This window comes from Mycobacterium sp. GA-1285 (assembly GCF_001499905.1).
Taxonomy (GTDB): Bacteria; Actinomycetota; Actinomycetes; order Mycobacteriales; family Mycobacteriaceae; genus Mycobacterium.
In genome coordinates, this window is the sequence record NZ_LQIS01000034.1 from 170,223 (window position 1) to 188,515 (window position 18,293).

General features: G+C 67.0%; 23 protein-coding genes. 13 read left to right on the forward strand and 10 right to left on the reverse strand.

The window, feature by feature from the left end; all coding sequences use genetic code 11:
* The first annotated feature begins 31 nt into the window (after positions 1 to 31).
* Complete coding sequence (locus AU193_RS16860; protein WP_064423508.1) at positions 32 to 1,015, forward strand: hypothetical protein; 984 nt, start codon at positions 32 to 34, stop codon at positions 1,013 to 1,015.
* Between the two features lie 90 nt (positions 1,016 to 1,105).
* Here the strand turns inward: AU193_RS16860 and AU193_RS22910 are convergent, their stop codons facing one another.
* Complete coding sequence (locus AU193_RS22910; RefSeq protein WP_068150949.1) at positions 1,106 to 1,252, reverse strand: DUF1059 domain-containing protein; 147 nt, start codon at positions 1,250 to 1,252, stop codon at positions 1,106 to 1,108.
* A 47-nt stretch (positions 1,253 to 1,299) separates the two neighbouring features.
* Between AU193_RS22910 and AU193_RS16865 the strand changes: the two genes are divergently transcribed.
* Together AU193_RS16865 and AU193_RS16870 are read left to right on the forward strand one after the other, a co-directional pair.
* Positions 1,300 to 1,959: a nitroreductase family protein gene (locus tag AU193_RS16865; protein WP_064423509.1), complete on the forward strand. Its 660-nt coding sequence runs from the start codon at positions 1,300 to 1,302 to the stop codon at positions 1,957 to 1,959.
* A gap of 102 nt (positions 1,960 to 2,061) precedes the next feature.
* Positions 2,062 to 2,442 carry a recombinase family protein gene (locus tag AU193_RS16870; RefSeq protein ID WP_064423510.1) on the forward strand — a complete coding sequence of 127 codons (381 nt, stop codon included), beginning with the start codon at positions 2,062 to 2,064 and terminating at the stop codon, positions 2,440 to 2,442.
* 8 nt (positions 2,443 to 2,450) lie between these two features.
* On the opposite strand, the gene AU193_RS16875 is transcribed toward AU193_RS16870, so the two are convergent.
* A complete protein-coding gene (locus tag AU193_RS16875) occupies positions 2,451 to 3,029 on the reverse strand; it encodes an HhH-GPD-type base excision DNA repair protein (RefSeq protein WP_064423511.1) in 579 nt (192 codons plus the stop codon).
* Positions 3,030 to 3,337: 308 nt separating this feature from the next.
* Between AU193_RS16875 and AU193_RS16880 the strand changes: the two genes are divergently transcribed.
* The 4 genes from AU193_RS16880 to AU193_RS16895 all read left to right on the forward strand — a co-directional run bounded on the left by AU193_RS16880 (position 3,338) and on the right by AU193_RS16895 (position 7,683).
* Complete coding sequence (locus AU193_RS16880) at positions 3,338 to 4,258, forward strand: acyl-ACP desaturase (RefSeq protein ID WP_064423512.1); 921 nt, start codon at positions 3,338 to 3,340, stop codon at positions 4,256 to 4,258.
* Between the two features lie 159 nt (positions 4,259 to 4,417).
* Positions 4,418 to 4,768: a DUF485 domain-containing protein gene (locus tag AU193_RS16885; protein WP_064423513.1), complete on the forward strand. Its 351-nt coding sequence runs from the start codon at positions 4,418 to 4,420 to the stop codon at positions 4,766 to 4,768.
* Positions 4,765 to 6,396 (forward strand): cation acetate symporter, encoded by a 1,632-nt coding sequence (locus AU193_RS16890; protein WP_064423514.1) that lies wholly within the window; start codon positions 4,765 to 4,767, stop codon positions 6,394 to 6,396. Before AU193_RS16885 ends, AU193_RS16890 begins: the two co-directional genes overlap by 4 nt.
* Before the next feature lie 57 nt (positions 6,397 to 6,453).
* Entirely contained in the window at positions 6,454 to 7,683 is a 1,230-nt protein-coding gene (locus AU193_RS16895; RefSeq protein ID WP_082683018.1) for an MFS transporter, read from the forward strand.
* Between the two features lie 58 nt (positions 7,684 to 7,741).
* Here the strand turns inward: AU193_RS16895 and AU193_RS23225 are convergent, their stop codons facing one another.
* The gene (locus tag AU193_RS23225; protein ID WP_156425257.1) at positions 7,742 to 7,909 is read right to left on the reverse strand and encodes a DUF5302 domain-containing protein; all 168 of its coding nucleotides are present in this window, start codon (positions 7,907 to 7,909) and stop codon (positions 7,742 to 7,744) included.
* A gap of 16 nt (positions 7,910 to 7,925) precedes the next feature.
* Positions 7,926 to 8,369 carry a PPOX class F420-dependent oxidoreductase gene (locus AU193_RS16900; RefSeq protein ID WP_064423515.1) on the reverse strand — a complete coding sequence of 148 codons (444 nt, stop codon included), beginning with the start codon at positions 8,367 to 8,369 and terminating at the stop codon, positions 7,926 to 7,928.
* Positions 8,370 to 8,399: 30 nt separating this feature from the next.
* Between AU193_RS16900 and AU193_RS16905 the strand changes: the two genes are divergently transcribed.
* Genes AU193_RS16905 through AU193_RS16915 form a run of 3 tightly spaced genes read left to right on the forward strand, consistent with a single transcriptional unit; the run spans position 8,400 to position 10,622 of the window.
* Complete coding sequence (locus AU193_RS16905) at positions 8,400 to 9,236, forward strand: class I SAM-dependent methyltransferase (protein WP_064423516.1); 837 nt, start codon at positions 8,400 to 8,402, stop codon at positions 9,234 to 9,236.
* Complete coding sequence (locus tag AU193_RS16910; protein WP_064423517.1) at positions 9,236 to 9,760, forward strand: DUF1697 domain-containing protein; 525 nt, start codon at positions 9,236 to 9,238, stop codon at positions 9,758 to 9,760. Before AU193_RS16905 ends, AU193_RS16910 begins: the two co-directional genes overlap by 1 nt.
* Before the next feature lie 55 nt (positions 9,761 to 9,815).
* Entirely contained in the window at positions 9,816 to 10,622 is an 807-nt protein-coding gene (locus AU193_RS16915; protein WP_064423606.1) for a class I SAM-dependent methyltransferase, read from the forward strand.
* An 18-nt stretch (positions 10,623 to 10,640) separates the two neighbouring features.
* Here the strand turns inward: AU193_RS16915 and AU193_RS16920 are convergent, their stop codons facing one another.
* Entirely contained in the window at positions 10,641 to 11,054 is a 414-nt protein-coding gene (locus AU193_RS16920; RefSeq protein ID WP_064423607.1) for a GntR family transcriptional regulator, read from the reverse strand.
* Between the two features lie 36 nt (positions 11,055 to 11,090).
* On the opposite strand from AU193_RS16920, the gene AU193_RS16925 reads away from it, so the two are divergent.
* A complete protein-coding gene (locus tag AU193_RS16925; protein ID WP_064423518.1) occupies positions 11,091 to 11,804 on the forward strand; it encodes an NAD-dependent deacylase in 714 nt (237 codons plus the stop codon).
* A gap of 37 nt (positions 11,805 to 11,841) precedes the next feature.
* Here AU193_RS16925 and AU193_RS16930 read toward each other — a convergent pair whose 3' ends face one another.
* Genes AU193_RS16930 through AU193_RS16940 form a run of 3 tightly spaced genes read right to left on the reverse strand, consistent with a single transcriptional unit; the run spans position 11,842 to position 15,414 of the window.
* Positions 11,842 to 12,480 (reverse strand): class I SAM-dependent methyltransferase, encoded by a 639-nt coding sequence (locus AU193_RS16930; protein ID WP_064423519.1) that lies wholly within the window; start codon positions 12,478 to 12,480, stop codon positions 11,842 to 11,844.
* Positions 12,461 to 13,141, reverse strand: coding sequence for a TetR/AcrR family transcriptional regulator (locus tag AU193_RS16935; protein WP_064423520.1), 681 nt, complete (start codon positions 13,139 to 13,141; stop codon positions 12,461 to 12,463). The genes AU193_RS16930 and AU193_RS16935 overlap by 20 nt, the downstream gene beginning before the upstream one ends.
* Positions 13,138 to 15,414, reverse strand: coding sequence for an MMPL family transporter (locus tag AU193_RS16940; protein WP_064423521.1), 2,277 nt, complete (start codon positions 15,412 to 15,414; stop codon positions 13,138 to 13,140). The genes AU193_RS16935 and AU193_RS16940 overlap by 4 nt, the downstream gene beginning before the upstream one ends.
* 154 nt (positions 15,415 to 15,568) lie before the next feature.
* On the opposite strand from AU193_RS16940, the gene AU193_RS16945 reads away from it, so the two are divergent.
* Both AU193_RS16945 and AU193_RS23735 read left to right on the forward strand, forming a co-directional pair.
* Positions 15,569 to 16,108 (forward strand): DoxX family protein, encoded by a 540-nt coding sequence (locus tag AU193_RS16945; RefSeq protein ID WP_064423522.1) that lies wholly within the window; start codon positions 15,569 to 15,571, stop codon positions 16,106 to 16,108.
* Between the two features lie 118 nt (positions 16,109 to 16,226).
* A complete protein-coding gene (locus AU193_RS23735) occupies positions 16,227 to 16,358 on the forward strand; it encodes a hypothetical protein (protein ID WP_156425258.1) in 132 nt (43 codons plus the stop codon).
* A gap of 112 nt (positions 16,359 to 16,470) precedes the next feature.
* On the opposite strand, the gene AU193_RS16950 is transcribed toward AU193_RS23735, so the two are convergent.
* Complete coding sequence (locus AU193_RS16950; RefSeq protein ID WP_064423608.1) at positions 16,471 to 17,469, reverse strand: nitronate monooxygenase family protein; 999 nt, start codon at positions 17,467 to 17,469, stop codon at positions 16,471 to 16,473.
* Positions 17,470 to 17,539: 70 nt separating this feature from the next.
* Complete coding sequence (locus tag AU193_RS16955) at positions 17,540 to 18,292, reverse strand: 3-hydroxyacyl-CoA dehydrogenase (protein ID WP_064423523.1); 753 nt, start codon at positions 18,290 to 18,292, stop codon at positions 17,540 to 17,542.
* Position 18,293: the final 1 nt, after the last annotated feature.

Genomic DNA, 18,293 nt, shown 5'->3' on the forward strand with positions numbered 1-18,293 from the left:
AGACACGACCACTACCACCCCTGAGGGAGCCATGTCAGCTCGAAGGATGTTCGCCACCGTCGCCGTCGCGATCGGTTCATCGGCCACGCTGCTCGTCAGCGGCGTGGCCGGTGTGGCCGGCGCCGAACCCGCACCCCCAGCGCCGATCGACGGGCTACAGGCGCCCGGCCTGACGGCGGTCCAGGGCATCAGCCCGGCGATCCAGCAGGCCGCCGCGGATCCGACGAATGCCGCGTCGACGCTGATGGCGGCGGCCGCGGTGTTCGCCGGTGACGCGGTCACCCCCGCCGAGTCGCGGAACGTCGCGTCGGCGGTCAACCAGTTCGTCGCGCACAACCCCGCGCCCGGTGCGTCGCCGGGCGAGCAGGCACACCTGCCGGCGGGGATCAATCCGGCTCATGCGGTCGGACCCGTTCCTGAAGCGGCGCCGGCTCCTGCTCCGGCACCCGAGCCCGCGGCGGCACCCGCGCCCGTCGCTGTCGCACCCGAGGCTGTGGCGCCCGCACCGGCTCCGGCTCCAGCACCGGAGGCACCCGCACCCGCTCCCGCACCCGCCGCGCCAGCGCCCGCTCCCGCCGCCGCCCCCGGCCCGGCGTTCGGCCCGGACGCCCCGCCCACGCAGGACTTCATGTACCCGTCGATCAGCAACGGCTGCCTCAGCGACGGCGGAAACGTACTCGCCACAGCGATCTCGGTGGCCGGGCCCGCGAAGATCCCCGCTCCGGGCCCCGGCCCCGGCCAGACCGCCTACGTGTTCACCGCGGTCGGAACGCCGGGTCCAGCGGCCGAGCAGAAGCTGCCGCTCAACGTCACCTGGGTGAACCTGACCACCGGTAAGTCGGGCAGCGCCACGCTCAAGCCGCGCCCGGATATCAACCCCGAGGGGCCGACCACTCTGACGGCGATCGCCGACACCGGCTCGGGCAGCATCCTCTCGACGATCTTCGGCCAGGTGACGACCACCGAACGGCAGTGTCAGTTCATGCCGACGATCGGCTCGACGGTCGTTCCGTAGCCTCGATTGACCGTCAGGCGGGTCGGTTGCCGCCAAACCGACGTTTTGGCTGGTTTCCCGGCCCGCGATCGACCATTGGGTCGGTTTCGATCAGTAGGCCATGAAGAGGATCGCGTCCCGGTCGTAATCGCGGCCGGGATGCGCCTCGGAGAGGTGCGCCTGGGCCTTCTCGACCAGGTCCTCCTCGTCCTTACCGACGATCGCTTCACCACACGGGCAGTTCAGGTGCGTCTTCATATCCCCACCTTCGCATAGGTCGCCACCGACAGGCTCAAGATATTGCCATGGATCTCTACGACGTCATGCGCACGACGGCCGCGGTGCGCGAGTACACCGGCGACCCGCTGCCCGACGAAGTGCTCGAGCGAATTCTCGACAACGCCCGATTCGCGCCGAGCGGTGGCAACCGTCAGGGCAACCGGGTCGTCGTGGTGCGCGATCCGGCGACGCGCGAGGCGCTCATCGAATGCGCGATACCCGGAACGAAGCGCTACATCGCGCAGCTGCGCAACGGCGAGAGCCCGTGGAATCCGTTGCGGCCGTCCGGAGTTGACGAGCAGACCATCGCGGCGGTGAAGGTGCCGAACCAGTCGCCGCTGCGCACCGCCGAAGTGGTGCTCGTGGTCTGCGTCGATCTGGGCGTGGTGGCCGCGTTCGATCAGCACCTCGACCGGGTGGGCCTGATCGCGGGGGCATCGGTATACCCGTTCGTCTGGAACATCCTGCTGGCCGCCCGCAACGAAGGGTACGGCGGCGTGCTCACCACGGCCGTCGTCGCCGAAGAGCCGCGAGTTCGACACCTGCTGGGCATCCCCGACAACTACGCGGTCGCCGCCCTCCTGCCGCTCGGCAAGCCGGTCCGACAACTGACGAAGCTGACCCGCAGGCCCGTCACCGAGATCGCCACCCGGGAGCGCTTCGACGGTGATCCGTTCGGCACCTGACGCTCCAACGCAGGTTGACGTCCGGTAACGGTTCGGTCGGCAACGAGACTCGATGTGGCGGAGCCGGTTACGCCAAGACACGCTCCGTGAGACCTTGGGAACGTGACCTGCACGCTGGGCTACGCCACAGCAAGCACCGCCGAGCAGGGCCTCGAGGGTCAGCTCGCGGCGCTCAACGCCGCGGGCGTCGACCCCCGGCGGGTGTTCACCGACCGGCTGTCGGACTCTGCCGACCGGATCGGTGCGGGACTACACGCCATGCTGAGCTACGCCCGCTCCGGCGACACCATCGTCGTCGTCGCGCTCGACCGGCTGGGCCGCACCGGCACCGAGGTCACCCGCACCGTCGCCGAACTCTGCGACCGAGGCCTTCGCCTGCGCACCCTCAAAGAGGGCATCGACACCGGAACCTCCACCGGCCGCGTCGTCGCCGGAGTCATCAAGACGTTGGCTCGCCTGGACTCCGAGGGCGCAGCGGTCTAACCCTCGGCTCAGGCCTTGGCGGCCTTCGCGGCCGCCTTCGCCTGCTTCTTGTACGAACGCACCTTTTCCAGCGAGCCGGCATCGACGACGTCGGCCACCGACAAGAACGAACCGGCCTTGCCGTAATCGCCGGCGGCCTTGCGCCAACCCTTCGGCGTCACGCCGTACTGCTTGCCCAGCAGCGCCAGGAAGATCTTCGCCTTCTGCTCGCCGAACCCGGGCAGGGATTTGAGCCGACGCAGCACCTCGGCTCCGTCCGGGTCGCCGGCGGTCCACAAGGCGGCCGCGTCACCGTCGTAACGGTCGACGATCAACTGCGCGAGCGCCTGGACGCGCTTGGCCATCGATCCCGGAAAGCGGTGGATCGCAGGCGTTTTCGAACAAAGAGCAGCGAACTCTTCCGGGTCGTAGTCGGCGATCTCGCGGACATCGAAACCGCCGAGACGGTCGGCGATCTTCTTCGGCCCGGCGAATGCCGCTTCCATCGGGTACTGCTGATCGAGCAGCATCCCGGTCAGCAGTGCGAACGGATTGGATTCCAGCAACTCGTCGGCCGCGGGATCTTGAACCAGCTGCAGTTTCGCCACCTCGCCAGTCTAAGGCTGCGCGCTGCCGATGCCAGCCTCCAGGATTGTCGACGGAGAGGCGGTCAACAGCGGGAAATCACCGACTGCGCGAAAAGTGCTGCAAGCCAGACGATTTCCAACCGTATCGCAATTCGGCCGGTTGGCGCCGGCTCGGGCCGCGAGGACACATCGCCGACACCTCGGGGCGACCGCACCCAAAGCAAAGCCCCGATTTCGCGTCGACCGTTATTCCCAGAATGAAATTGACTCCAGCAATCTGCGAAAACCGCACCTACGCTACCGTAGGCTACGCTAGCGTAGCTACGGTGATGGATCTGCAGTTCAGTGTGCTTTCCGAACTCGAGCCTGTCGTTGCGGACAACCTCGACCGCCACCTCAGCGCGGCGAAAGATTGGCAGCCGCACGACTACGTGCCCTGGTCTCGCGGGCGGGATTTCGCTTTCCTCGGCGGCACCGATTGGCAGCCCGAGGACTCCCCGCTCGACCCCGTCGCGCAGACGGCGATGATCGTCAACTTGCTCACCGAGGACAATCTGCCCTCGTATCACCGTGAGATCGCCACCCGATTCGGGCGCGACGGCGCGTGGGGTCAGTGGGTCGGTCGATGGACGGCCGAGGAGGGCCGGCACGCAATCGCCATTCGCGACTACCTCGTCGTCACGCGTGGCGTCGACCCCGTCCGGCTGGAGGCGCTGCGAATGGAGCACACTACGGCCGGTTACGACAGCGGCGACAAGACCGTGCTGCAAGCGCTGGCCTACGTCTCCTTCCAAGAACTGGCCACCCGGATCGCGCACCGTAACACCGGGCGCGCGACAGGCTGCCCCGTCGCCGAGCAGCTGCTCGCTCGCATCTCGACCGACGAGAACCTGCACATGATCTTCTACCGCAACCTGATGGCCGCCGCGCTCGACCTCGCGCCCGACGAGGCGATGCAGACGATCCGCGACGAGGTGGTGGGCTTCCAGATGCCCGGGCAGGGCATGACGGACTACGCCAAGAACGCCATCACGATCGCCAAGGCGGGCATCTACGATCTGCGCCTGCACCACGATGCGGTGATCCAGCCGGTGCTGCGGTTCTGGCGGATTTTCGAGCGCACCGACTTCGGATCCGCGGGTGAACAAGCCCGCGATGAGCTCTCGTTCTTCCTCGCAGCGCTCGACGCCAAGGCAAGGCACTACGAGGAGAAGCGCGCCGCTCGCGAAGCGGAACGCACTATGGCGTGACGCAACCGTCGGTTGCCGATCGATTGTTCGCCGCGGGGCTCACCCCCACAGTCCACTAGTGCCCCTTTTTGTCGGCGTGTCGGAGGTGCGCGCGACTGCTCGTGAACGAGAGTCTCGTACCAGCAACTGAGTGGTTCCACGTCGAGGTCTAGGAGTGCAATGCCCCAGGGAGACCTGTCGAATCGGGATATCCCCATCAGCGGCGCGGAATATCGAGCCGTGCAAGCCAGCCCGGAGTTCCAGGAACTACGGAGCCGGCTGCGTCGCTTCGTCTTCCCGATGAGCGCGTTGTTCCTCGTCTGGTACGCGGCCTACGTGATCCTGGGCGCGTTCGCCCACGACTTCATGGCGATCAAGGTGTGGGGCGACATCAATGTCGGCCTGTTGATCGGCCTGGGCCAGTTCGTCTCGACGTTCGTCATCACCGCGTTGTATGTGCACTTCGCCAACCGCGAGCTCGACCCGCGCGCCGAGGCGATCCGCACCGGGTTGGAAGGCCGCGCGGCGTGAGCACACTGTTGGCCGTCGACTCCGCCGTCGGCAACCCGCTCGCCAATATCGGCATCTTCGGGTTGTTCGTGGCGGTGACGCTCTACATCGTGATCCGCGCGAGCAAGAAGAACGCCACCGCCGCCGAGTTCTTCACGGCGGGCCGCTCGTTCAGCGGCCCGCAGAACGGCGTCGCGATCTCCGGCGACTACCTGTCGGCGGCGAGTTTCCTCGGCATCGCGGGCGCCATTGCGGTCTACGGTTACGACGGGTTCCTCTACTCCATCGGCTTCCTGGTCGCGTGGCTGGTCGCATTGTTGTTGGTTGCCGAATTGCTGCGCAACGCAGGCAAATTCACGATGGCCGACGTCCTGAGTTTCCGCCTCGAGCAACGTCCGGTGCGGTTGGCCGCGGCCACCACGACGCTGGTCGTCTGCCTGTTCTACCTGCTGGCGCAGATGGCCGGCGCGGGCGGCCTGGTCGCACTGTTGCTCAACGTCACCAGCGATCTCGGTCAGGCCGTCGTCATCGCCGTCGTCGGTGTACTGATGATCGTCTACGTGCTCATCGGCGGCATGAAGGGCACCACGTGGGTGCAGATCATCAAGGCCGTGCTGCTGATCGGCGGCGCGGGGCTGATGACGGTATGGGTGCTGACGAAGTTCGGCGCCAACATCTCCGAAATACTGGGCGCCGCACAGTCGGCGGTCTCGGGATCTGCCAACGAGGCCGTCGCCGGCCGCGATGTGCTGGCGCCCGGCGCGCAGTACGGGGCGTCGCTGACATCGCAGATCAACTTCATCTCGCTGGCCCTGGCGCTGGTGCTGGGCACGGCGGGGCTGCCACACGTGCTGATGCGCTTCTACACCGTGCCGACCGCCAAGGAGGCGCGTCGTTCGGTGGTCTGGGCCATCGCGCTGATCGGCGCGTTCTACCTGTTCACCCTGGCGCTCGGATACGGCGCCGCGGCGCTCGTCGGCCCCGACACCATCCTGGCCGCTCCCGGCGGGCAGAACTCGGCGGCGCCGCTGTTGGCGTTTGAACTGGGCGGGGTGATCCTGCTGGGCGTCATCTCGGCGGTCGCGTTCGCGACGATCCTCGCGGTGGTCGCCGGGCTGACCATCACGGCGGCGACGTCGTTCGCGCACGACATCTACGCCAGCGTGCTCAAGAGCGACCGGGTCTCGGAGGACGAACAGGTGCGGGTATCGCGCATCACGGTCGTGGTGCTGGGTATCTTCGCCATCGGCCTGGGGGTCCTGGCCGCCGAGCAGAACATCGCATTCCTGGTCGCGCTGGCCTTCGCGGTGGCCGCCGCGGCCAACCTGCCGACCATCCTGTACTCGCTGTACTGGCCGCGGTTCAACACCCGCGGCGCGTTGTGGAGCATGTACGGCGGCCTGATCTCGACCATCGTGTTGATCGTGTTCTCCCCCGCCGTATCGGGTTCGAAGACCGCAATGCTGCCCAGCGTCGACTTCGCTTGGTTCCCGCTGGCCAACCCCGGCATCGTGTCGATCCCGCTGGCCTTCGTACTCGGCGTCCTCGGCTCGCTGACCTCACCCGACCGGGGCGACCCGGACATCAACGCCGAGTTCGAGGTGCGCTCGCTGACCGGCGTCGGCGCCGAGAAGGCCGTCACACACTGACTTCAACCCCGCGAAATTGCATTCCAGCAGGCAAAGTCCGAGTGACCGCCTGCTGGAATGCAATTTCGGCGCAGAAAGTTGCACCGCGACGTGTCTGAGGCTCCGACCCGCGCGGGCACGCGCCTGGCTTTCCCGCTGCTGGCGTACGCGTTCGCCGCCATCATGCTCGGCACCACGATGCCGACGCCGATGTACGCGCTCTACGGCGAGCAGCTGCAGTTCTCGGTGGTGACCACCACCGTCGTCTATGCGGCGTACGCGGGCGGGGTGCTGTTCGCACTGCTGGCGTTCGGGCGGTGGTCCGATGCGATCGGCAGGCGCCCGGTGCTGTTGGGCGGTGTGGTCGCGGCGTTGATCAGTGCCGGAGTGTTCCTGGCGGCCGATTCGGTGCCGCTGCTGCTCGTCGGCCGCGTGTTCTCCGGACTGTCCGCGGGCGTCTTCACCGGGACGGCCACCGCCGCGGTCATCGAGGCCGCGCCACCTCACTGGCGTAGCCGGGCCGCCGCGGTCGCGACCGTCGCCAACATCGGCGGACTCGGGGCCGGTCCGATGGTGGCGGGTGTGCTCGTGCAGTACGCGCCGCACCCGCTGCACCTGAGCTTCATCGTGCACATCGTGCTGGCGGCACTGGCGGGCGTGGCGGTGCTGCTGGTGCCGGAGACCTCGCCGCGGTCCGGACGCATCGCGCTGCAGCGTCTCGCGGTACCGCCCGAGGTGCGTTCGGTGTTCACGCTCGCCGCGATCGCGGGATTCGCGGGATTCGCCGTCACGGGACTGTTCGCCGCCGTCGCACCGTCCTTCGTGACCGAAATCGTCGGCATCGACAACCAGGCCGTCGCCGGGCTCATCGCCGGTTCGATCTTCGCCGCCTCGGCGCTTTCGCAAATCGCCACCAACACGATGCAGCCCCAGCGGGCGCTCGCCGTCGGCTGCGCAATCCTGGTTGTCGGGATGGCTGTTCTCGCAGTCGCGCTTGCGATTTCGTCGCTGATCGGGCTCATCGCGGCCGCCGTGGTGTCAGGCGCAGGCCAGGGCATGAGCTTCAGCCGCGGCTTGGCCGCCATCTCCGAACGCAGCCCCGCCGACCGACGCGCCGAGGTCAACTCGACCTATTTCGTCATCGGCTACGTGGCCATCTCGCTGCCCGTCGTCGGCGAGGGCCTGGCGGCCCAGCAGTGGGGATTACGCACGGCCGGCGTGAGTTTCGCGGTGGCGGTGGCCGTGCTCTCGGGTCTGTGCCTGGCGGCGATCCTGGTGCGCGAAGCGCGGGCGTCCCGCGCCGGTTAGCTGGCCGAACTCCTCAACGCGGCTCGTACCTCGCCGCTTGATCGTCGTCCCGCCGGAGTTAGCCGCTCTTGCGGCGGAACTCCCGGCGATGCTCGACCGGGCCGTGTGCCCGCGGCTGCTTGGCTCCGCCATCCTTGTGATCGCCTCCGCCGGCCATCCTGGTCTTCTTGCGCTCCAGCGCCTCCCGGAACTTGCGTTTGGTGTCGTCTTCCGGTGTCTCAGCCATGCTCGGCAGCCTAGCCTCAACGCCTGCCCGGCGGCATCCCATATACGTGGCTGATCGGCAGCGTCATCACCACCCGGCGGTCCTCGACCATCGCGCGCCGGTAGTCGTCCCAGTCGGGATGTTCGCCGGTGATGTTGCGGTACAACGCGATCAAGGCCTCGACGGTGTCGTCGTCCGCAGAGGCGGCCGGAGGCGTGAGTATCGCGTCGCCCTCGGCGACCGCGTATGACCAGCCGTCGTCCGAGCTGACGTGAAGCGATGCGCGTGGGTCACGCCGCAGGTTGCGGGTCTTGGCCCGCGGCTCGGTGATCGACACCTCGATGGTCAACGCGCGCGAGTCGAAGTAGTAGGACACATTCGACAGTTGGGGGCGACCGTCGCGTTTGATGGTCGCCAGGACGCCCAGCGAGTTTCCGCCGATCAAGGCGAGCAGCTTGTCGTCGAACACGTGGCGTCCCATGCCAAGAGCCTACGTCTCTACCATCGAGATGTGACCGCTCCCGCACCCCGAATCGACGGCAACGTGCTCGAAGGCGTATCCGAGACCGCACTGTGGACGCTGTACTTCCGCGCCAGCGAGGCCAAGCGATCCGACGGCGTGCTCCGCGACCCGTGGGCAATCACGGTGTTCGACGCGATCGACTACGACTACCGCAAGTTCGGCAAACCCAACCAGTCGCACGCCATCCGCGCCGTCGCCTTCGACACCGCGACTCGCGACTATCTGACCACGCATCCGAAGGCATCGGTGGTCGCCCTCGCCGAAGGCCTGCAGACCAGTTTCTGGCGACTGCAGAGGCAGGGCGTCGTCGACGAATCGACCTGGTACTCAGTCGATCTCCCACCCGTCATGGCCCTACGGCAACAGCTGATGCCGGACGACGACCGCATCGTCGCGCTGGTGCAGTCGGCGCTGGACCGAAGCTGGATGGACCGCGTCGACACGTCGAACGGTGTCTTCATCACAGCCGAGGGCCTGCTGATGTATCTCGATCCCGACGACGCGCTGTGCCTGATCCGCGACTGCGCGGACCGCTTTCCCGGCGGCGCGATGATGTTCGACTCCGTGCCGCCGTGGTTCAGCCGGCGCACGATGCGCGGCAAACTGAAGCTCTCCGACCGCTACGCCACCCCACCGATGCCTTTCGCGCTGACCCCCGACGAGGCTGTCCAATTGGCCGGGCGCATCCCCGGTGTGCGCGCCGCACACGACCTCGCGATGCCACAGGGACGTGGGCTGTACAACGTGCTGGCCTCACCGATGTGGGACCGCGTCGGATTCCTGCGCAGGGGTCGGCCCAGCCATACCCTGCTGGAGTTCGGCTGATGACGCGCTATGCCGCCTTCCTGCGCGGGGTCAACGTCGGTGGCGTCAACCTCAAGATGGCCGACGTCGCGAAGGCCTTCGAGCAAGCCGGATTCCGTTCGGTGCGAACGATTCTCGCCAGCGGAAACATTCTGTTCGAAAGCGGGTCGGGAGTCGACGCGGTCCGGACGAAGGCCGAGAAAGCACTGCGGGACACCTTCGGATACGGCGCCTGGGTGTTGGCTTACCCGATCGACACCGTCGCGGCGATCTCGCGCGCCTACCCCTTCGAGCGGGAGGTACCTGGCCACCATTCGTATGTGACGTTCGTGACCGACGGACAGGTGCTCGACGAGCTCGCCGGCCTGGCCGAGCAGGCCGCCCCCGAGGAGAAGATCGAGCGTGGCGAGGGCGTCATCTACTGGCAGGTGCCCAAGGCCGCAACGCTGCAGAGCACCATCGGCAAGACCATGGGTAAGAAACGCTACAAGTCGTCGACCACCACCAGGAACCTGCGAACGCTGGACAAGGTCTGCGCTAGGTAGATTCGAGCGGGTGAGTTCCGAACCGAGCGCTTCGTCCGCCAAGGCCGACGCCACCATGCTGACCGGTGTCTCCGAGACCGCACTGATGACGCTGAACGTGCGGGCCACGGAGGCCCGTCGACCGGACGGACTGATCGACGACCCCATGGCGATACGGCTCGCCGACTCGATCGACTTCGACTTCTCCAAATTCGGCCTGTCGCGCCGCCAGGACATGGCGCTGCGGGCCCTGGCTTTCGACCGCGAGACGCGGCGCTACCTCGGCGATCATCCGCGCGCCACGGTCGTGGCCCTCGCCGAGGGACTCCAGACCAGCTTCTATCGCCTCGACGCCGCCGATGTAGGCCACGAATTCCAGTGGCTCACCGTCGATCTGCCGCCGGTCGTCGAGCTGCGCCGCCGTCTGCTGCCCGCATCGGACCGGGTGCACATGCTTGCCCAGTCGGCGCTGGACTACACCTGGATGGATCACGTCGACACCGAAAACGGCGTGTTTGTCACCGCCGAAGGTCTACTGATGTACCTGCAGCCCGAGGAGGCACTCGGCTTGATCGGCCAGTGCGCGGCTCGCTTCCCCGGCGGCCGGATGATGTTCGAGTTGCCGCCGGCCTGGTTCGCCCGGTTGATCAGCCGGGGCCTGTTGCGCCCCTCGTTGAGCTACCGCGTCCCGCCCATGCCGTTTTTCATGACGCCCTCGCAGGTCGCCAACCTCGTCAACGAGATCCCCGGAATACGCGCGGTCCACGACGTGGCGTTGCCGCCGGGGCGCGGCAAGGTGCTCAACGCGCTGCTGTGGGGGGCTCAGCGACTCCCGTGGCTCGACTCCGTGCGGCCGGTCTTCACCCTGCTCGAATTCGGCTGACCACAAAGGCCGAACTCCTCAACGCGGCTCGTTCCTCGCCGCTCGATCGTCGCTCGGCTGACCACAAAGGCCGAACGCCGCTTCCACATAGCGCAGCGCGTCGTCCATGCCGACACCGAGCGCCGTGGCCGCCGACACGAACGTGTTCGCCGCCGTGGCCATCGCAGCGTCCACGGGATCCGCATGAGCAACGAATGTGCCGAAACGGCCGCGGGTTTCGACGACTCCCGCCGACTCCAACTCGCGGTAAGCACGGGCCACGGTGTTCACGGCGAGGCCGAGCCGGCCCGCCAACTCGCGCACCGTCGGAAGCCGGGTTCCCGGCGGGAGTCTGCCGTCGCGCACACCGTCGATGACCTGCGTCCTGAGCTGGTCGAACAATGCCCCCGACGAGCGATGGTCGATGCGTACCCAATCCCCCAACTCGGCCACGTGCTCAGTATCGCCCACAACGGCTAGTTTGGTCATGTGCAGGTAACGGTCCTCAGCGGTGCTGGAATCTCGGCCGAGAGCGGGGTGCCGACGTTCCGCGATGCCGAAACCGGTCTGTGGGCGAAGGTCGACCCGTATGAGATCTCCAGCTCGGAAGGGTGGCGGGCGCACCCGGAGAAGGTGTGGGCGTGGTATCTGTGGCGCCACTACATGATGAGCGCGGTGCAGCCCAACGACGGCCACCGGGCGGTCGCCGCCTGGCAGGACTTCGCCGACGTGCATGTCGTCACGCAGAACGTCGACGACCTGCACGAGCGTGCGGGCAGCAAGAAGGTCTACCACGTCCATGGAAGCCTGTTCGAGTTCCGCTGCGACCGGTGCCAGGGTGTGTATTCCGGTGAGCTACCGGCCATGCCCGAACCGGTGGAGACGGTCGACCCGCCGCGGTGCGTGTGTGGTGGCCTCATCAGGCCCAACGTGGTCTGGTTCGGTGAGGCGCTGCCCGAGGACGCGTGGCAGCGGTCGGTCGAGGCGGTCAGCGGCGCCGATTTGGTGATCGTCGTCGGCACCTCGTCGATCGTCTATCCCGCGGCGGGCCTTCCCGAGATCGCACTGGCCAACGGCACCCCGGTCATCGAGGTCAACCCGGAACGCACACCGCTGTCCGATTCCGCGACCGCGTCGCTGCGCGAAACGGCGGCCAGCGCGCTGCCGAACCTGCTGCAGCGGCTCCCGGCCCTGCTCAATTAGCGATTTGTTGCGCTCACCGCTCCTGAACGCACACAAATCACGAAGGCTTGACCGCGCGGCCGATCGCGAACTCGGCGACGGGCAGCGGGACCCAGCGCGGCATCGTCCACTCGCGCCGTGAACCCGCGACCTCGAAACCCGCGCCCGCGATGCTGTGTTCGGTGTGGCGGTGGGTGTGACAGTTGCCGAGCAGACGTGGCCACACCGTCGCGTCGGCGATCCTCTGCAACCGCCCGCGTCCGCCGTCACTGGCGATGTGCTCGAGATAGCGTAGTTCACCGCCCGGCTGCATCAATGAAAGTAACTGCTGCAGAACGGTATCCGGATCGTCGATCGAGCACAGCACCAGCGAGCAGACGACGGCGTCGAACGGCTCGTCGCCCGCGGCCACGAACTGCTCCACCGTGTCGGTGCTGACCGTGACAGGTACTCGGGCGACGGCCGCGGCTCGCTGCGCCTGTTCGGCGAGACGGCGTTCGGGTTCGACGGCCACCACCTCGCTCACGGTGTCGGGATAGAACTCGAAGTTCGTCCCGGTTCCCGCACCGACCTCCAGAACCCGTCCCGACAACCCGGCGAGGTTCTCCCGGCGAAGTTTCCGGATGGCGTCGGTCTCGTTGGTGGACATCACCGTCCACAATCGGGCGAAGAACGGGTTATCGACCGTGTCGGGCATGGAGCATCCCCTTCAACTGGTTGACGGTTTCCGGTGGCGGCGCGTCGGGGTCCACCGCACCGCGGGTGATGTGGCCCAGACACACGGCCGTCAGGACGCGGTCGGCGAAGTCCTCGACGTCACCCCACGGAAGATACGGCTTGGAGATGAGCATCGCGGCGACGCCGTGCGCGACGGTCATCAACTCCAGCGCCGTCGCGGTCGAGTCACCCGGCGGATAGATCCCCTCCGCCATCAGTCCCTCGACCGCGGCCCGCAGATGCACGAATGCCGAGCTGTTCAACGCCACGTCCACATCGCTGCCCGGCCGGCTCTCGCCCATCGTCGCAATGCGGTACAGCTCAGGGGTTTTCATCGCGAACCGGACATACGCCAACCCCTGAGCACGCAGCACCTCGATGGTCGACGGCTGTCCGGACGCCACACTTTGCATCTCCTCGTCGAGTTTCTCGAAATAGCGCGCACACACCGCGTCGAGCAGCGCGTCCTTGTCGGCGAAATGCAGGTAGATCGACGGCGGGGTCACACCGACCCGCTGCGCCACCGAACGGATCGAGACCTCTTTGACGTTGCCCGCCTCGAGCAGCAAATCGGTGGTCGCGTCGAGGATCTCGTCGCGCAGCTGCTCGCCGGATCCCCGCGGCGCACGTCGCCGTTTCATCGCGTACCCGCCGGCTGGATCGAGGCCTCGGCGGGTGATGGTTCGGCGGACTCGCTGAATCCGATCCGTTCGTGCAGTCGCGCCAGCGGTTTGGGTGCCCACCAGTTCCACCGTGCGAGCAGATGCATGAACGCCGGCACCAACCCCATCCGCACCAGCGTCGCGTCGGCCAGCACCGCGAGCGTCAAGCCGACGCCGAACATCCGCATGAACGCGACCTGGGCGGCGATCAGCGCCGCGAACGAGATCGACATCAGCAGCGCCGCCGCCGTCACGACACGGCCGGTCTTCGCCAGGCCGAGCGCCACGCTCTCGTCGTTGCGGACGCGAGCCGACATCGTCCCGTCCTCGCCCAACTGCAGCCAGAACTCGCGGATCCGTGAGATCAGGAACACCTCGTAATCCATCGACAGCCCGAACGCGATGCAGAACAACAACACCGGCATGTTCGCCACCAGTGTCCCGGTCGGCGTGGTGCCCAGCGCGCCGAGATGTCCTTCCTGGAAGATCCACACCAGCGCACCGAACGCAGCCGTCAGTGATAAGACGTTGAGTACCAACGCCTTCAACGGCAGCACAACGCTCCCGGTGAGCAGGAAAAGCAGTACGAAGGTGATGGCCGCGATCACCCCGAGCACCAGCGGCAGGCGCGACGTGATCGCCGACGCACTGTCCCGGTTCACCTGTGCGGTGCCGGTCAGCAGAACCGGAACATCGGCGGGAGTGCTCACCGCCTCGAGCCGGTCGAGCTGCGCTTCGGAGGCGTCGCTGAACAACGGCGCGACGCTGGCCACCGTGAGGAACGCGCTGCCGTCCTTGACACCGGTTGCCGCCGACGGCGGACCCACAGGTCTGCCGTCGACGAACGTGCCCCCGGGAGCAGACACCGATGACACGTCAGGCACTCGCGAGAGATCGGCGGCGTAACGGTCCACCGTCGCGGGCGTGATGCCCTGGGTGTCCGGTATGACGACCGTGACGTTACGGGCGGAGTCGACGGCGAAGTCCGCGCGCAGCTCGTCGCCGACCTGCCTCGCCGACGCGGACTGGGGCAGCACCCGTTCGTCGGGAAAACCCCACCGCGCGTTGAGGAATGGCGCGCCGAGCACCAGCAGCAGCGTGACGAGCGCGAGCGCGATCGGAACCGACCGGCGCATCACGAATTTCGTGCAGCGGTACCAGAACGTCTGCTCCACGGATTTGCGAACCGGCTCCGGCCTGCCGAGGAGCCGGCGGCCGAACCGCCGCACATCCAACGCGTCCAAGCGGTCGCCGAGCAGCACGATCGCCGCGGGCGCGACCACCACCGCCGCGACGGCCGCAAACGTCACCACCGCGATTCCCGCGTACGCGAACGACTTCAGGAAGTACATCGGGAACAACACCATCGCGACCATGGACAGCGCGACGGTCATCGCCGAGAACAACACCGTTCGCCCGGCGGTCGCCATGGTGCGCACCAACGCCGCGTCGGGTTCCGTCCCGTCAGCGATCTCATCGCGGTAGCGGCTGATGATCAGCAGCGTGTAGTCGATGGCGAGCGCCAGACCCATCGCGACCGTCAGGTTCAGCGCGAAGATCGAGACATCGGTGACATAGGCGACCGCCCGCAGCACCGCCATCGAACCGAGGATCGCGAAACCGCCGATGGCCAGCGGCAGCGCGGCGGCGAACAGCCCGCCGAACACCCACACCAGGGCCACGAAGCACAGCGGAATCGCGATCGCCTCCATCTTCAGGAGGTCCTTCTCGCTCTGCCCGTTGATCTGGACGTAGATCATGGCCTCGCCGCCGGCGCGCACGGTGACGCCGTCGCGATCGTGCACGAGTCGCTCGGCGAGTTCCTTCGCGTGCTTCTGCGCGCCGCTCTCACCGCCGGTGATTCCGGCGACGATCAAGCCCGTCTTGCCGTCCTCGCTGACCAACGCGGGGGCTGCGGTCGGCGGTGCGCTCCACAGCGAGTTCACCCCGACGACGGACAGCGCGGCCCGCAGTTCGGCGGCGAGCTCCTCTCCGACGGCACGGGCCGTCGCGCTCTGCGCACCCTCGTCGGAGTGCACGCTGAGGATCAGCTCCATGTCGCCCTGGCCGAACTTGTCGACCAAGAGCTCGGTGGCCTTCGCCGACTCCGAGGTCGGATCCTGGAAGCCGCCGGCAGAGAGGTGTTTAGCGACCGGAATCCCGAATATCCCGCACGCAACCATCACGAGGACCGCTACCGCGATGATGCGCCGAGGCGCCGCTATGGCCAGGTGTGCGATTCGTTGCAGCACTCCGCGCGTCCTCTCAGCTCGAAACTAACGTCGGTAACTTAACAACGGTAAGTCAGCGACGTCAACGCTTCCCTCCCGACACGAATCGCGCACCTGCGGCGTTCACCGCGATTCGTCGCGATGAGTTCCGGCTTTCCTGGTAGTCGTATTCGGCATGACCACAATGGAAGCGGCGACCGCCGCCACCACACGCGACACCGTGACGGATATCGGCCTGCTCATTCTGAGGATCGGGATCGGTGCGGCGATCCTACAGGCGGGCCTCATCAAGGCTTTCGACTTCGGCACCACCGTCGGTTTCATGGAGTCCGCGGGATGGCGGCTGCCCGGGTTGGCGGCGTTCATGGTCACTGCGGCCGAGACGCTCGGCGGCGTGGGCCTGATTTTCGGTGCGCTGACGCCGCTGGCGGCGTGCGCGGTGGTCGCGTCGATGCTCGACGCGTGGGCCGTCAACGTGTCGCAGTCGGCTTTCTGGTCCGAACCGTTCAACGCGCCGTTCCTGATCGGCATCGGGGCCGCTGCGCTGTTGTTCGTCGGCGCGGGCGCCTACTCGGTCGACGCGAAGGTGTTCGGCCGCGTGTCATGGGGAAGGCGTGTCGCCGTCGGCCTGCTGGTCGTGGCTTTCGCCGCGGCGATCCTGACCTGGGTGGCGCTGCTCGGCACCAACCCCATCCATCTCACCGCCGGGGCGTGACACGCCAGCAAAGCGCTACCGACGAGTAGTCCCACAACCTACCCGGCGGTAAGAATTGCCAAGGTATTCCGAATCGTGACTCAAAGATTCCTTAGAGGTGACAGTTACCGTCGAGTACATGTGGATCGACGAAACCAGTGCCGATGTCATCAAGGTTGACTTCGAGGCGCTCTACCACGGCGATGTCCTGGTAGAAGGCGACACCTCAGAGCAGCTCGACGACGAGCACTCCCTGCGTACCGCCGTCTGACCGGACGCGCGCCGAGGGGTCGCGCCTTCGTTCCGACGGCTCGGCCGGAGGGCCCGAGCCGGTCTTGCTCATGCTTTGTCGATGAACCCGCCCGCAAAACCGGATCCCGTTTCTAAGCCACGTTCTCTTCTTCGTCGTCGGCGATCATGCCGCTGAGCCGGCCGCTGATGATCTCCTCGGCCTCGTCGACGATGCGCGCGACCAGATCCCCACACGTCGGGATGTCGTTGATCAGGCCCATCGCGGTGCCCACACTCCAAATGCCGGCGTCGAGGTCGCCGATCTCGTAGACCTTCACGCCGCGCGATCCGGCCACCAGGTCCTTGACGTCCTCGAACTGACCGCCGCGGTTGAGGATCTCGACCACCTCACGCGACACGGCGTTGCTGGCCACGCGGGCGGTGTTGCGCAGCGGCCGGAAGATCAGCTCGGTGTCGAGCTCGGTGCCCGCGACGATCGCTTCCTTGACGTTCTGGTGGATCGCCGATTCCACGGTGCACATGAACCGCGAACCCATGTTGATGCCGTCGGCGCCGAGCGCGAGCGCGGCCACCAGACCGCGCGCGTCGGCGAAGCCGCCCGAGGCGATCATCGGGATGTCGATCTTGGCCGACGCCGCCGGAATCAGCACCAGACCCGGGATGTCGTCCTCACCCGGGTGACCGGCGCACTCGAAGCCGTCGATGCTGATGCCGTCCACACCAAGGCTCTGCGCCTTGACCGCATGCCGCACCGAGGTGCACTTGTGCAGCACCTTGATGCCATTCTCGTGGAACATCGGCAGATGCGGCGCCGGGTTGGAGCCCGCGGTCTCGACAATCTTGATGCCGGAGTCGACGATCACCTGCCGGTACTCGTCATACGGGGGTGGGTTGATCGTCGGCAGAATGGTCAGGTTGACGCCAAACGGCTGGTCGGTCAGATCGCGGCACTTGGCGATCTCCTTGGCCAGATCGGCAGGTGTCGGCTGGGTCAGCGCGGTGATGAAGCCGAGCGCACCCGCATTCGCCACGGCCGCAACGAGTTCGGCGCGGCCGACCCACTGCATCCCACCCTGCACGATGGGATGCTCGATTCCGAACGTCTCGGTGAACTTCGTCCTGATACTCATCGCGTCTACCTCGTACCCCTTCTCTTCGCGCAAGCGCTCATCGGGGTTCTCTTTCTCTTCGCGCAAGCGCTCATCGGGGCGCCATCCGGATCGCGCCGTCCAACCGGATCACCTCGCCGTTGAGCATCGGGTTTTCGACGATGTGCACGGCCAGCGCGCCGTACTCGTCCGGGTCGCCCAGGCGGGCCGGATGCGGCACCTGCTTGCCCAGCGACTGCTGCGCCTCTTCGCGCAACGAACCCAGCAGCGGGGTCTTGAACAGACCCGGCGCAATGGTCACCACGCGGATGAACTCACGCGACAGGTCACGCGCGATCGGCAGCGTCATCCCGACCACCCCGCCCTTGGACGCCGAGTAGGCGGCCTGCCCGATCTGGCCCTCGAACGCCGCGACCGACGCGGTGTTGATAATGACGCCGCGCTCACCGTTGATGGGCTCTTGCTTGGCGATCCTTTCGGCGGCCAACCGCAGCACGTTGAACGTCCCGATCAGGTTTACCTCGACGACCTTCTTGAAGCCGTCGAGCGGAAACGGCCCGTCCTTGCTCAGCGTCTTGATCGCGTTGCCGATGCCCGCGCAGTTGACGTTGATGCGCAGCGGGCCCATCTTCTCGGCTGCGTCCAGTGCCGCGCTGACGGCGTCCGGATCGGTCACGTTGGTCTCGACGAACTGGGCGCGGTCCCCGAGTTCTTTGACCGCCTCTTCGCCCTTGAGGTCGATGACGACGACCGATGCGCCCCGGTCGAGCAGGCGCTTGGTGGTGGCCAGGCCGAGGCCCGATGCCCCACCGGTGACGACGGCTACGGCGTCCTTGATCTCCACT

What these genes read in the sequence shown, in the direction of transcription:
- AU193_RS16945 (WP_064423522.1), top strand. Translation starts at nt 15,569, where the DNA reads ATGACCACAATGGAAGCGGCGACCGCCGCCACCACACGCGACACCGTG.
- AU193_RS16910 (WP_064423517.1), top strand. Translation starts at nt 9,236, where the DNA reads ATGACGCGCTATGCCGCCTTCCTGCGCGGGGTCAACGTCGGTGGCGTC.
- AU193_RS16895 (WP_082683018.1), top strand. Translation starts at nt 6,454, where the DNA reads ATGCAATTTCGGCGCAGAAAGTTGCACCGCGACGTGTCTGAGGCTCCG.
- AU193_RS23735 (WP_156425258.1), top strand. Translation starts at nt 16,227, where the DNA reads ATGTGGATCGACGAAACCAGTGCCGATGTCATCAAGGTTGACTTCGAG.
- AU193_RS16900 (WP_064423515.1), bottom strand. Translation starts at nt 8,369, where the DNA reads ATGGGACGCCACGTGTTCGACGACAAGCTGCTCGCCTTGATCGGCGGA.
- AU193_RS16935 (WP_064423520.1), bottom strand. Translation starts at nt 13,141, where the DNA reads ATGAAACGGCGACGTGCGCCGCGGGGATCCGGCGAGCAGCTGCGCGAC.
- AU193_RS22910 (WP_068150949.1), bottom strand. Translation starts at nt 1,252, where the DNA reads ATGAAGACGCACCTGAACTGCCCGTGTGGTGAAGCGATCGTCGGTAAG.
- AU193_RS16915 (WP_064423606.1), top strand. Translation starts at nt 9,816, where the DNA reads ATGCTGACCGGTGTCTCCGAGACCGCACTGATGACGCTGAACGTGCGG.
- AU193_RS16930 (WP_064423519.1), bottom strand. Translation starts at nt 12,480, where the DNA reads ATGCCCGACACGGTCGATAACCCGTTCTTCGCCCGATTGTGGACGGTG.
- AU193_RS16865 (WP_064423509.1), top strand. Translation starts at nt 1,300, where the DNA reads ATGGATCTCTACGACGTCATGCGCACGACGGCCGCGGTGCGCGAGTAC.
- AU193_RS16885 (WP_064423513.1), top strand. Translation starts at nt 4,418, where the DNA reads ATGCCCCAGGGAGACCTGTCGAATCGGGATATCCCCATCAGCGGCGCG.
- AU193_RS16950 (WP_064423608.1), bottom strand. Translation starts at nt 17,469, where the DNA reads ATGAGTATCAGGACGAAGTTCACCGAGACGTTCGGAATCGAGCATCCC.
- AU193_RS23225 (WP_156425257.1), bottom strand. Translation starts at nt 7,909, where the DNA reads ATGGCTGAGACACCGGAAGACGACACCAAACGCAAGTTCCGGGAGGCG.
- AU193_RS16860 (WP_064423508.1), top strand. Translation starts at nt 32, where the DNA reads ATGTCAGCTCGAAGGATGTTCGCCACCGTCGCCGTCGCGATCGGTTCA.
- AU193_RS16880 (WP_064423512.1), top strand. Translation starts at nt 3,338, where the DNA reads ATGGATCTGCAGTTCAGTGTGCTTTCCGAACTCGAGCCTGTCGTTGCG.